The sequence below is a fragment of the Lentzea sp. NPDC054927 genome, assembly GCF_053610285.1.
Window position 1 is genome coordinate 70862 of the sequence record NZ_JBSGXZ010000008.1, and the last position, 12886, is coordinate 83747.

Consider the following 12886-nt stretch of genomic DNA (forward strand, 5'->3'; position numbering starts at 1 on the left):
GACCAGGTTGATAGCAACGTCGGGGTGATTGGATCCGTAGGCGGCTTCGTTGATCACCAAAGCGCGTTCGTAGAGCAACCTGGCCTCCTCAAACTGACCAAGGGCGACTCGCACAGCAGCGAGGGCGGCCAGGTCGCTGGCAACCTTGGGATGGTTGAGCCCGTACGCGGCTTCATCAACAGCCACAGCGCGTTCGAGCAAAGGCACCGCATCCTCGGGCTGACCGAGGTCATGTAGTACACCTCCGAGCCCGATCAGGTTGAAGGCAACGTTGGGGTGGTTGGGCCCGTAAGTGGCCTCATCGATCGCCAAAGCGCGTTCATAGAGCGGCCTGGCGTCCTCAGGCTGACCGAGAGCATGCAGTGCGTTGCCGAGGTTGTTCAGGTTAGTGGCGACTTCGTAGTGGTTGGGCCCGTAAGTGGCCTCATCGATCGCCAAAGCGCGTTCGTAGAGCGGTCTAGCGTCCTCGGGCTGATCGAGGTCACAAAGTACGTTGCCGAGGTCGTTCAGGTTGCTGGCGACTTCGTGATGGTTGGGCCCGTAGGCGGCCTCGTCAATGGCTAGGGCACGTTTGAGCAGAGGCACAGCATCGGCAGGCTGACCGAGATCTTGCAGTGCGTTGCCGAGGTCGTTCAGGTTAATCGCCACGCTGGGGTGATCGGGTCCGTAGACGGCTTCGTTGATCGCCAGAGCACGCTCAAGCAGAGGCACAGCATCGGCAGGCTGACCGAGGACGGCCAGTGCGTTGCCTAGGCTGTTCAGGTTGGTCGCCACGCTGGGGTGATTGGGTCCGTAGACGGCTTCGTTGATCGCCAGAGCACGCTCAAGCAGAGGCACAGCATCGGCAGGCTGACCGAGATCTTGCAGTGCGTTGCCTAGGCTGTTCAGGTTAATCGCCACGCTGGGGTGATCGGGTCCGTAGACGGCTTCGTTGATCGCCAGAGCACGCTCATAAAGCGGTTTGGCGTCGGCAGGCTGGCTGTGAACTCGAAGGTAGGTAGCGGCGTGATCTAGTAGCCATGCACTGGACCCGATCGCGTTAGCGGAGCTTGCCCGGAGGTCTTCGCAGACGGCGAGCACATGAGGCAACAGGGTTCTCCAACGGAACCAGTTGCTCGGCATTGTCTCAATCTCGTCAGGCAGATCGGCTGCCAGAAGCTCCTGCACCGCGGTGTTCGGGTGTTCAGCGCTTTCCCATGGTCGGCTTGCAGAGTGGCGGGCACGTAATGACTGCTGGAGCAGCCGGTGCACGATCGTCATCTCGTTGGTGGTGCGCCGAATCAGGAAGTGGTCGGCTAACGCACCGACCGCATCGGTGAAGGCGATCGGGTCGGTGACAATGTCGGCCAATGGCGTCGGCAGGTCATGCGAGTTGGTAGTGAACAGATCCAACGGCACCGGGGCTGGTGCCAGGTGGGCGAGTAGGTCCAGCAACTGCAGCGCTGCTGGGTGATGTCGACCTAGCTCGGTCAAGGACATGTCCCACAGAGTCGCCAGTGTCTGGTCGCGACCGACCACGCGGCCGCGACCGATCATCTCGATGGTCCGGGTCCGAAGCATGGTTAGGTACGTCGCGACGGGCAACCCATTGGTATTCATGTAAGCCGACGCTTGCTCGAGTGCCAAAGGAAGATCGCTCAGCGCTTCAGCCAACTCCCATGCTTGGTCTTCAACGATGGCAGGCAGCCGACGGGTCAGCAACGCGATGCTCTCTGCACGGTCCAGCACGTCCACATCCAGCTCAGCACTTAAGGCACCGAATCCAGCCCGCCGGGTGGTGATCAGCACTTGCCCAGCGCCAGAGGGTAAGTACTCACGCAGTGTCTCTGGAGCCTCGGCGTTATCGAAGATCAGCAGCCAGCGCCGCTGGCTACGTAAAGCGGTATGTACCGCCGACACCATCGACACGAGGTCGCTCTGGCCAGCAATTCCCAGAACGGCGCCCAACTTCGCCAGGTGGTCGGGAATGAGCGCGGGCTGTTCTGAAGGTATCCACCACACTAGGTCGAAGTCACTAGCAAACCGGTGCGCGTACTCGATAGCCAACTGCGACTTGCCAACCCCGCCCATGCCTCGCAGCGAGTGAACCGCCACCGTTCCTGACGAGCGCACCACGTCACGCAGGCTCGTGAGCGACTCGTCGCGGCCGATGAAGTTCGGGTTTCGCGCAGGAACGTTCCACATGGTCGGCAACGCGCCAGGAAACCGCGGTTCTGTGACAACGGCTCGTGTCCTACCTGGGAACTCAGGTGGCACGGAAGGTTTCACCCGTCCCGTCTGCGCAGCCCTCACCCCTTCGTGCAAGCGCTGACGGACAACTCCCTCAGGCACGCCGAACAGGTCCTGCGAGACTACTGATTTCAGCAGTCCTCGCCGCTCACACTCCTCCACCCGGAACACTAGAAGTTTGCGCTTTTCTGCCAGTGGGTCATCGCCCCACGCTGCCTGCCACTCCGAGGTTCCGTATACCGAAGACAGGTAGGTGAGGGAGAGCAATGCGATAGTGCGCTCTGCGTTCTGCACGCCCTGGTGCATCAAGTTGACCCAGTTGCTGCCTGGCACCATGTCCCACGCTTGAATCAGGACTTGGTGCCCGGCTTCCTCCAACTCCCAGGCGACCCACTCAGCCCACGCACGGTCCGTCGCGGTGTACGAGACGAAGAAGTCCCACTGGTCCGCCACCGGACACCACCCCTCGAAGCCTGTATACGGTCGTATCGTCACGATTCCCCTGCCGGTTACGAGGACATCCCGAACCCACATCCTGCTAGTCCGATTGGATGACGACAGGGCCCAGCGCAGACGTCCTAAGATCCTATGCTGCCACCTCTGCCGTGTAGCAGAAATTGGATCAGAATAGGCCGCACCAGGCACTGAACCTTCATCTAGCACCATATGCTGGAGCTTGATCACGATATTCGGACGATCGAATTTCAGCGTGGAGTAGCCCAGAAGCAACGCCAGATTGGGAGGCTCTGCCTGCACGTCGGCCCGACACGGCTGTCGCGGCCAACATCGTGGAGCGAGGCTATGAGTTCGTGGTCCATTGTGACCTGACGCCGCCACGCCAACCCCTGGTCGGCTGGACCAATCGCGTTCGCACGATCGAGGCCGGAGCACAGCTCCTGTACCCAAGCTGGTAGCCAGGATGGCAAGCGTCAGGATGGTTCCACTGAGACATGCCAAGACAGCTCGACACGAATGCCCAATTCATGGCACCACATCTGGGCTCCAGTTGTCCTTCTGGGACGTAGCCGGTGCCGTTCACACCGAAGAGTCACTGGTTCGATCCCAGTATCGCCCACAGCGTGTTTTACCCAGTCAGACAGCCTGTCGACGATTTCATCGGCGGGCCGTTTGTGTTGCATTGGGAGCAAATTGGAAGCGCGGGCTCCTGAACACATTTGCGATACCTAAACGTTCACACCGCTTCGTCCAGTCCTTCCATGATCCAGGACCGTGGCGCGTTCGACCCGCTGGACACCGCGATCCGCAACTCGATCGCGTCGGGCGTCACCTACGCGGTGGCGTCGGGCAACTCCAACGCGGACGCCTGCTCGACCTCGCCGGCCAGGGTCGCGGGGCCCTGACCGTGAACGCCACAGACATCAGCGGCACCTCGATGGCCACCCCGCACGTGGCCGGCGTGGCGGCGCTGTACCTCGCCCGGCACCCGGCGGCCCTCTCGGGTGCACGACGCGATCGTGCGCAACGCGACGCCGAACGTCGTCGGCAACCCCCGGCCCTGGCTCGCCGAACCGGCTGCTGTTCTCGCGCTTCACCCAGTGGGGCCAGGAAGGCGACTACAACGGTGACAGCACAACGGATCTGACCGTGTGGCGTCCGTCCGAGGGCAACTGGTACGTGCGTGGGATCAGCATGACCCAGTGGGGCGTCGGAGGCGACATCCCGCTCGCCTCGTGGCTCCTGCCCCCTGATCGCCCGGCTGGTTTCAAGGGACCAGCCGGACGATTCGGGCCGTCCGGGAAGGTTTGTAGGCTGCGAGAGGCGGAACCTGCAGCGGTCGGCGCGCGTCGACTCGGACGGACATGGCGCTCGGGGCACGAGGACGATGACGGAAGAGACGTTCGGGCCGTACCGGATCGAGCAACTGCTCGGTCGCGGCGGGATGGGCGAGGTGCATCGGGCGTACGACACGGCGCACGACCGTCTCGTGGCGCTCAAGAGGCTGTCGCCCGGCATCCACGACGACGCGGACTACCGCGCCCGCTTCCGCCGCGAGGCGCAGATCGTCGCGCGGCTGCGTGAGCCGCATGTCATCCCCATCCACGCGTACGGCGAGATCGACGGCCGGCTCTACCTCGACATGCGGCTCGTGGAGGGTCGCGACCTCTCGGACATCCTCCGCGAGGGAACCGTGGAGCCGGCACGGGCCGTGCGCATCGTCGAGCAGGTGGCGAGCGCTCTGGACGCCGCGCACGCCGACGGGCTCGTGCACCGCGACGTGAAGCCGTCGAACATCCTGGTGACCTCCGGCGACTTCGTGTACCTGGTGGACTTCGGCATCGCCCGCAGCGTCTCGCCGTCCGCGACGAGCCTGACGGCGTCCGGCTCGGTCGTCGGCACCCTCGACTACATGGCCCCGGAACGCTTCGAAGGCCGTGCGGTGGACAGTCGCGCGGACGTCTATGCCCTGGCCTGCGTCCTGTTCTCGTGCGTGGCCGGCCGGCGTCCGTTCACGGCGGACAGCACCGCCGCCCAGATCTGGGCACACCTGAACGACCCGCCGCCCAGGGCTTCCGCGCTGAACCCGGCGGTTCCGGTCGCGTTGGACGACGTGATCGCGAAGGGCATGGCCAAGAACCCGGCCGACCGCTACGCCACCGCGGGCGAGTTCGCGCGGGCGGCGGCCCAGGCCGTGGCCACCCCGGTCCCGCCCGCCTTCGAACGCACCACGACCGAGCTTCGAACCGTGCTGCACACCCGCCCTCAGCCCGATCGCACCTCTCGGGCCGAGCGGGTCGTCCTCATCGGCGCCACTCTCGTGGTGGTGGCGCTGATCGTCGCGGCGGTGGTGTACGTCGGCAACCTCGACAAGACGCGCGAATCGGCGTGGTCCAGCACCACGACCAGCATCACCACGACCACCACCTCCACGGCCACCACCACGACGCAGTCCCCACAGGTCGACGCGTTGCTGGCCGCCCTGCCGGACGTCTACAAGAACGTCGGGTGCTCGGCCATCACCGCCGACGGCGGTGCGGTCGCCGCCGTCCGCTGCGGGCACTCGTGGGACCCCCGGGACCAGCAACCGGACGAGGCCCAGTTCCGGCTGTTCGCCGATCGCGCCACCCAGGACGCGTTCTTCCAGATGCTGGTGACCAGCCGCGGCATCCCGCGGATGGACGAGCGCGGCGGGTGCCGCCCCAAGTCCGACCCGATCCACTATGCGCCGTACTACCGCGACACCTCAGGCCCGCTGCCCGGCGAGTTCGTCACGTGCTTCCTGGCCGACAGCTACGCCCAGGTCTGGTGGGTCGACAGCCGCACCCTCACCATCGGCGTGGTGAAGAAGCAGGGCGACCTCAACGCCCTCGACACCCTCGACCTGTGGTGGAACACGAAGATCCTGTCGGTGTCCTAGACGAGCAAGTCCTCCTCGAGCTTCCACGGCCGCGAGGACGAGCACCGGTCACTGTGGCTGGACGACGCTGTGCACGGCGGCGAGGAGTGCGGTGGACCACCGCAGGTCACAGTCGGGCAGTGGGCCAAATCCACCCGCATGAGCCACGAATGTCGCATCCCGCAACAGGATGGTCGTCAATTCTTGACCAAGGCCGCGGCAAAGCGCGTCGCGACGGCTTCGACCGCGGCACGCAGTTCGTCTCCGCCCTCGACGCGGAAGGCGAACGGCACGGTCGCCAACCACTCCTGTGCGTACATCGCCGGATTGCTGGTGCTGCCGACGAGCACGCACCCGTCCCCCAATGGGTGAAGCCGTCCCATGGGAGGCCGGATCCACGGTGCGACCTCGGCCAGAGGAGCGTCGAACACGACGCGGGTGGGGAACTCCCAGCCGGTGCCCAGGTTCTCCTCCAGCGCCGCGACCGGGTCGAGGTCGTCGGGTGGCACGAACTCGTGCGCGGTCTGTCCGACCGTGCGAATCCGGTCGATCCGGTAGGTGCGAATCGCGTCCGCCCGATGGGAATGACACAACAGGTACCAGCGCCCGTGGCGGACCACGACCGCCCACGGGTCCACCTCGGTCTTCCACGCGTTGCCGCGCTCACTCTGGTACGCGATCAACACGCGCTGCCTGGCCGCGACGGCGGCGACGAGTGCGCTGGTGATCGCGGGATCAGGGTGAGCGGAGTGCCGGTCGGGCGCGGCTTTGGCGTGCTCGCGCAGGACGGCCGCCTGTCTGCCGACGTTCTCCGGCAGCGCCTGGATGACCTTGCCGAGGGCCGCGCCGACCGGGTCGTCGGCTTCGGTGGCGGCAGGCTGGCCGTCGAGCACCGCCATGACCAGGCCCAGCGCCTCGGCCTGAGTGAACACGATCGGCGGCAACCGCGTTCCGCGCCGGAGTCGGTACCCGCCATGCGGTCCTCGGTACGACTCGACCTGGATGCCCGCCTCTCGCAGGATCCCGACGTAGCGGCGGGCGGCGCGTTCCGTGACGCCCAGTCGCTCGGCGAGCTCGTCGGCCGTCGTGCCGGGACGCGCCTGGAGGATCTCCAGCGCGCGCAGTGCCCTGGCTGTGGGGCTGAGGTCACTCGGCACTCGGGCAGGCTAGGCGATCATCCCGATGAACCGGAAGCAGATCGTCCGGAATTGGCTCTAGCGTGACGTGTCGACGTACCTGACCGCGCGAAAAAAGGGGTTATTGATCATGGACGTCCTGCTCATCGCCGGCCTGTGGCTCGACGGATCCGCCTGGGACGACGTCGCGTCCACGCTCCGGTCGCTCGGCCACCGCCCCGTGCCGCTGACCCTGCCCGGCCAGGGCGACGGGTCCGCCACCGCCACGCTCGACGACCAGGTGGCGGCCGTGCTCACCGCCGTGGACGCGGCCTCCGGCAAGCCCGTGGTGGTCGGGCACTCGGCCGCCTGCTCCCTGGCGTGGCTGGCCGCGGACGCGCGTCCGGACAAGGTCTCCAAGGTCGTCCTCATCGGCGGCTTCCCAGCCTCCGACGGGAGTCCCTACGCCGACTTCTTCGAACTGGCGGACGGTGTCATGCCCTTCCCCGGCTGGGCACCGTTCGAAGGACCGGACTCGGCCGACCTCGACGAGGAAGCGAAGCGCATGTTCGCCGCCTCCGCGATCCCCGTTCCCAGCGGTGTCGCCACGGGCGTCGTCCGGCTGACCGACGAGCAACGCTTCGACGTCCCGGTCGTGGTCATCTGCCCCGAGTTCAGCCCCGCCCAGGCCAAGGACTGGATCAACGCGGGCGACGTGCCCGAGCTCGCCAAGGCCAAAGACGTCGACTTCGTCGACATCGACTCCGGCCACTGGCCCACGCACACCAAGCCGGCCGAGCTCGCCCGGCTCCTCGCGGCGGCAGCTGACACGGCCTGACCGGTCGCGCGACGAAGAGAAGTGGATCTTCATGACCAAGTACGTGATCGGCTCGGACGTGGCCATCCGTCTGGCTCACGACCAGGCCGTGATCGGCGCGGGACACCAGATCCTGGCTCCGACGCTCCTCCGCTCGCAGACGCTGTCGCTGCTCTACCAAGAGGTGCGGCGCGGTGAGATGACCAAGAAGGACGCCGAGCGACGGCTCGATTACCTGCGCGGACTGCGGATCCGGCTGCTCGGCGACCGCGTCCTTCAGGCCGTCGCCTGGAAGGTCGCCGACCAGCTCGGGTGGCCCGACACCCTGGCCGCCGAGTACGTCGCCCTGACCCAGCTCCACGCCGACGCGTTGGTCACGCTCGACGGAAAGCTCGCCCGCGCCGTGGAGAAGCTGGTGGCGGTCGCGCCGATCGACGCGCTGTCCTGATCGGAAGCACCGGCTGACCAGCGTGTCAGAGGTCTCTCACGGAACGGGGATCGGCACGCGCGGAAAGGTCGATCACGACTCGTCCCGAAGTCGATGCCTCGATGGCGGACAACGGAATCGTATGTGCCCGTTGTGAAGTACGCCTTGGCGATCTCACCCGATCGAATCGGAGGGGACCGATCCAGGAGTTCTCCGCACTCGGTGTCATCACGGGTGCGACCAGCCGGTGCCGCACGAATCCGCTCACCACCTCAGCTCGTGGTCTTCGCCCATGAAGCCGGTCTGGTCCGCCCGGGCTGGCTGCCGTGACCCTGCGCGCGATGTTCGTTCCGGCTGCCGGAAATGCGCTCATGGCCGTTTCCCTCAACGGTGGATGACGCGATAACGCAGATGCGTGACGCCGCGGCCTTCGAGCCGACGAACGGGCTCCAGTTCGACGTGGCCGAGTCCGGTCGGCTCGAACAGCCGCCGTCCTTCATCCAGCAGTACCGGGATGAGGTGCAGTTCGAGCTCGTCGAGCTGGCCGGCCGCCAGCAACGCCTGCGCCGCACCCGCGCCGTGGACCAGCACCGCTCGATCTCCCGCCGCTTCCCTGGCCTCGTCAGCACACGCGTTGACGTCGGTGTAGAACTTCGCGCTGCCCGGCGGCTCGTCGTCCGGGTCGATGTCGTGGGTGAGCACGTGGATCGGCACGCCGTCGTGGTGGTCGCCGTTCCAGCGGCCGGCCAGCTCGAACGTGCGCCGTCCGGATATCACGGCGCCGGTGGCCGCGGCCTCGGCGTACACCTGCCCGTTGATCCCCTCGGACTGCCGGTCGTCGAGCCAGTTGAACAGCCGCCCTCCATCGCGGCCGAGTTCCTGGCCCGGCCGGTCGTCCGGTCCGGCGATGTACCCGTCGATGGACATGGACATGTAGAGCCGGATTGGCGTCCTACCCGTTGTCGGTCCCATTGTCGTTCCCTTCCTCTGGCCAGTCGGCCGCGGCAATGCTGCCGGTCGCTCTCACCCCTGCGTCGATCGCGCGTCGCCGGGTTCGACAGGCCGATCACGGCACATACCGCGGGCCGGCTCCGATCGCCGTACCGGTGGACGTGTCGGGTTGAACCCGCGGCACCAACGCGCCGGCCCGGATTCCTGGAGTTCGACCAGGTGCGCTGCAACGACTTCTGAGTCCGGTTGTGTCTGCAGGGCCGATGTTCAGGGCCGCACTCGCTTGGTTTCGCTGTGGTTTCGCCTCGGGACAGACGGAGCCTTCACGCTTCGGATCGGGTTGAGGCTGAGTCATCCGCGCCGCTGAACACGACGATGTCGCCCAGCAACCGCAGCGGCGATCGCGACTGCCGAGCGTGCTCTGCGCACGGAAGCGTGCAGAGATGACGACCTGTGGGCCAAGACCTACCTGCTCCTCGCGAGTGGGATTGCGTTCGCGCGTGCCGGAGAACTCGGCCATGCGGAAACACACCTCGTGCGCGGCCTCCAGATCGCGCACCGATTCGGTGACTTCCGAGGTGCCGCACGAATAGTCGAGCAGCTGGCGTGGCTGGCCGCTGACAACGGCAGCTACCTGTGGGCAGCGGAGTTGTCAGGCATCTCAGCGGGTGCCCGTGGCAGGCTCGGGGCGAGTCCGCTCCTCGACGTCGCGCCGCCTGCCCGGCTGCACGACCGGTACCTGCAACGGATCCAGGACAACCTGGGGGCATCCGAGTACGAGTCGGCCTGCGAACGAGGAGCCGGGTACGAGGACGGCATCGCCCAGGCACTCCACCGCGGAGCCGACACGCCCCGGCCTCACTCCGGGCGGGCAGCTGCCGACACTCCGCTGACCGGCCGGGAGCTTCAAGTAGCAAGACTGGTCGCGGACGGGCTGACGAACAGCGAGGTCGCTGACAGACTCGGCATGGCGCAGCGCACCGCGGAGACCCACGTGGGCCGGATCCTGCGCAAGCTCCAGCTGACGTCGCGGACCCAGCTCACTCGGTGGCTGCCGGCTTCCGATCCTGACGAATGTCCGCCTCCGCGTACGTAGCGGCGCCGTGCATCTACGCACTCCGACCGATTGTCTCGTTTGCACTGTTCGGGCGATCGTTGTCACAGGCTCGATGCCGAGTGCGCCGCACGACGGCATCAACGCCCGGCACGGCGAACCGGCCCGTTGCGTCGCCGCCCGCGAGCGAGCGGCTCTCGGCCCGCCTTCGCTGGTCGCGGCCAGGCGGAAGGACCTGAAACGGTGAGAACAATGGAACTGTGCAATAGGCGCGCCTTTGTGACGGCTGTCGAGGGCGGCAGTCTGTCGGCGGCGACGCGCAAGTTGTGCTTCAGCCGATCAGCGCCGTCACGGACGATCCAGAGTTCGGTACGCCGGCTCGATGTGGTTCCGCGAAGCGAGAACAACACCGGTGTCCCGCTGACGGATGACGGTGTACCGACGAAGGGACCGCAGCGGGCCGAACAGGAGACGTCGGAGAAGGAGCCGGACGCACCCCACCCGCCTGGCCGCCGACCGCCGTCCTGGTCGGGATCTTCACCAGATCTGCCTCGCTGACCGCCTGATCATTCATCAGGACAACGGCACGAGGCGGACATCGTGCAGGTTTGCGCGCCCATACTGGAAACAGCAAGCCATAACGACGGCAACACCTGGTAGCTCGGTATCGCCCATTTCCACGTCGTCCCTTGGCGTGAACAGGTCGGAGGCTCGAGGCCCCAGCACGTCCCGCGGTTGCCCGCACGGCTCGGTGCGGCGGATGGCCAGGCAACCGGGGCGCAGGTCAGGCGTCATTCAGAGCAGCGATAGTTCGTGTCAGGAGGCCGTGATGAGGCGTTCCCTTGTGGTTCTGGTGGCGATGGTTTTCGGTGTGCTGCTGGGGGTGCCCGCCACGGCGGGGGCTAGTGCGCCGTACTGCGGGATCACCTGGGGTTCCCTGCCGAAGGAGGCGGGCCCTGGCTCCACGGACGAGCTGTACAGCATCCGCACTGGCCGCCACGACTGTTTCGACCGGATCGTCCTCGACGTGAACGGCGATGTGCGCGGCTACTCCGTGCGCTATGTCGACGAGATCCGCAAGGACGGGTCGGGTGAGCTCGTTCCTGTGCGCGGCGGTGCGAGGTTGGAGGTCGTGGCGAAGGTGCCGACGATTGCTACTGACGCGATCTTCTTGCCGAACGGCGAACTCGCCGATGTCAGCGCGTACAGCACGTTCCGCCACGTTGCGTGGGCCGGGCAGTTCGAGGGGCAGACGACGATCGGGCTTGGGGTTCGCGCGCGGCTGCCGTTCCGCGTGCTGCTGCTCGACGGACCCGGCGCTGGGTCGCGCTTGGTCGTCGACGTCGCGCATCGCTGGTAGTCCTGCGCGAGTTCGAGCAGCGACGACGAAGAGATCTGGGCAACGTCCGATTGGGACGGAGCGGCGGTGCATGCCCGCCGGTCGGCTGGTTCGGACCAGCCGACCGGCGGGTTCTGCTTGCCAGGCGCGCCTGTCGCCCGTCCTGAGTACGCTTGAGGAAGCGGTGATCGCGCGGGCGTGCTCGAATTGACGGGTTCGGTCCGTGGAGTCCACTGAGGACGTTGATCTCCGGCGTGAACGCGGAGAGTCGCTGACGAACGGAACGCATGCTCAACCCACTGGACCTGTCGCTGATCAACGGCCCGATCCCGATCGTCGCGGCGGTTGCAGGCGTGATCGCGTTGATCACGCTGGCGGTCCGCAGGGGCCGGACCTGGTGGACCCGAGTCGTCCCGGCGGTGGTGCTGGCGTGTGCGGTGGTCGTGGCCGGGCTGACGTTCGTGGTCGAGCACGTGTGGAAACCGTGGCCGGAGCCGCTGCCGCGGATCCTGGCGGTGTGGGCGGGCGCGACGCTGGTCGCGGCCTGCCTGGCGGTCGCGCGGCTGCGTGCCGGGCGGTGGCCTTGGCGGGTGCTGAGCGTGGTGCTGGTGCTGGTCGTGCTGACGAGCGCGATCACCGCGGCGAACTCGTACTTCGGCCTGTATCCCACGTCGCGCGCGGTGCTCGAGCTCTTCACGAACAACCGGGTCGCCCTCGACGAGGCAGCGAAGCCGGCGTCCAGCGTGGTCGAGGTGCCCGCGGGCGGCAAGCTCGCGGACGTCTGGCGGAAGCCCGCGGATCTTCCGGAGAAGGGCACGGTGTCGGAGGCGGAGATCCCCGGCGCGTTCAGGGCGCGTCCGGCGTGGATCTACCTGCCGCCCGCGTACGCGGCGACGCCCCGCCCGCGGCTGCCGGTCGTCGTGCTGCTCGCCGGGCAGCCGGGTTCGCCGCGTGACTGGTTCGACGCCGGCCGGCTCACCGAGCGTCTGGACGCGTTCGCGCGGGAGCACGACGGGCTGGCGCCGATCGTGGTGGTGGCCGACCAGCTCGGCGCACGGATGGCGAACCCCCTGTGCCTGGACTCGAAGCTGGGACGGTCGGAGACCTATCTGGCCCGTGACGTGCCCGCGTGGATCAAGCAGCGGCTGACGGTCGACGAGCGCCGCGAGGCTTGGACCATCGCGGGTTTCTCTCAAGGTGGCACGTGCGCTCTGCAACTCGCCGTGCGCGCGCCGGACGTGTACGGGAACTTCATCGACATCACCGGGCAGCGCGAACCGACGCTGAGCACGCGTGCCGAGACGGTCAAGGCCGCGTTCGGCGGCGACGAAGCGGCGTTCGTGCGCGTCAACCCGATGGACGTGCTTGCCCGCGAACGGTTCCCGGCGACCGCGGGTGTGGTCGTCGCGGCCCAGGGCGACGCGCTCTACCGCCAGGCGGGCGCCGAAGTGTTCGAGGCCTGTCGCAGGGCCGGAATGGACGTGCTGTGGAAGGAACTGCCGGGAGGGCACGACTGGAACGTGTGGCGGCCAGGTCTCTTCGACTCCCTGCCGTGGCTCGCAGCACGAACGGGCCTGGTCAGGTGATCGTTCGCCGTGG

General features: G+C 67.0%; 12 protein-coding genes. 9 read left to right on the plus strand and 3 right to left on the minus strand.

The features are described 5' to 3' along the window. On the minus strand, window positions 1-2682 hold a 2682-nt coding region (gene fxsT / locus ACWGE0_RS15040; protein ID WP_452261465.1), incomplete at its 3' end, for an FxSxx-COOH system tetratricopeptide repeat protein. Window positions 2683-3446: 764 nt separating this feature from the next. Between fxsT and ACWGE0_RS15045 the strand changes: the two genes are divergently transcribed. From ACWGE0_RS15045 to ACWGE0_RS15055, 3 genes are all read left to right on the plus strand, one after another. Continuing rightward, the gene (locus ACWGE0_RS15045) at window positions 3447-3590 is read left to right on the plus strand and encodes a hypothetical protein (protein ID WP_452261466.1); all 144 of its coding nucleotides are present in this window, start codon (window positions 3447-3449) and stop codon (window positions 3588-3590) included. Window positions 3591-3622: 32 nt separating this feature from the next. Next, on the plus strand, window positions 3623-3832 hold the full coding sequence (locus ACWGE0_RS15050; protein WP_452261663.1) for a hypothetical protein: 210 nt from the start codon (window positions 3623-3625) through the stop codon (window positions 3830-3832). A 240-nt stretch (window positions 3833-4072) separates the two neighbouring features. After that, window positions 4073-5605 carry a serine/threonine-protein kinase gene (locus ACWGE0_RS15055; RefSeq protein ID WP_452261467.1) on the plus strand — a complete coding sequence of 511 codons (1533 nt, stop codon included), beginning with the start codon at window positions 4073-4075 and terminating at the stop codon, window positions 5603-5605. Between the two features lie 176 nt (window positions 5606-5781). On the opposite strand, the gene ACWGE0_RS15060 is transcribed toward ACWGE0_RS15055, so the two are convergent. Beyond that, window positions 5782-6741 carry a helix-turn-helix transcriptional regulator gene (locus ACWGE0_RS15060; RefSeq protein WP_452261468.1) on the minus strand — a complete coding sequence of 320 codons (960 nt, stop codon included), beginning with the start codon at window positions 6739-6741 and terminating at the stop codon, window positions 5782-5784. A 109-nt stretch (window positions 6742-6850) separates the two neighbouring features. Between ACWGE0_RS15060 and ACWGE0_RS15065 the strand changes: the two genes are divergently transcribed. Next, window positions 6851-7537 carry an alpha/beta fold hydrolase gene (locus ACWGE0_RS15065; protein WP_452261469.1) on the plus strand — a complete coding sequence of 229 codons (687 nt, stop codon included), beginning with the start codon at window positions 6851-6853 and terminating at the stop codon, window positions 7535-7537. 31 nt (window positions 7538-7568) lie between these two features. Beyond that, the gene (locus ACWGE0_RS15070; protein WP_452261470.1) at window positions 7569-7964 is read left to right on the plus strand and encodes a type II toxin-antitoxin system VapC family toxin; all 396 of its coding nucleotides are present in this window, start codon (window positions 7569-7571) and stop codon (window positions 7962-7964) included. Between the two features lie 363 nt (window positions 7965-8327). Here the strand turns inward: ACWGE0_RS15070 and ACWGE0_RS15075 are convergent, their stop codons facing one another. Then, window positions 8328-8876: a dihydrofolate reductase family protein gene (locus ACWGE0_RS15075; protein WP_452261471.1), complete on the minus strand. Its 549-nt coding sequence runs from the start codon at window positions 8874-8876 to the stop codon at window positions 8328-8330. A 553-nt stretch (window positions 8877-9429) separates the two neighbouring features. On the opposite strand from ACWGE0_RS15075, the gene ACWGE0_RS15080 reads away from it, so the two are divergent. From ACWGE0_RS15080 to ACWGE0_RS15095, 4 genes are all read left to right on the plus strand, one after another. Next, complete coding sequence (locus tag ACWGE0_RS15080; protein WP_452261472.1) at window positions 9430-9990, plus strand: helix-turn-helix transcriptional regulator; 561 nt, start codon at window positions 9430-9432, stop codon at window positions 9988-9990. 73 nt (window positions 9991-10063) lie between these two features. Continuing rightward, window positions 10064-10195 (plus strand): hypothetical protein, encoded by a 132-nt coding sequence (locus ACWGE0_RS15085; RefSeq protein ID WP_452261473.1) that lies wholly within the window; start codon window positions 10064-10066, stop codon window positions 10193-10195. 582 nt (window positions 10196-10777) lie between these two features. Next, on the plus strand, window positions 10778-11308 hold the full coding sequence (locus ACWGE0_RS15090; RefSeq protein ID WP_452261474.1) for an AMIN-like domain-containing (lipo)protein: 531 nt from the start codon (window positions 10778-10780) through the stop codon (window positions 11306-11308). A 266-nt stretch (window positions 11309-11574) separates the two neighbouring features. After that, window positions 11575-12873 (plus strand): alpha/beta hydrolase, encoded by a 1299-nt coding sequence (locus tag ACWGE0_RS15095; RefSeq protein WP_452261475.1) that lies wholly within the window; start codon window positions 11575-11577, stop codon window positions 12871-12873. The last annotated feature ends 13 nt before the right edge of the window (window positions 12874-12886 follow it).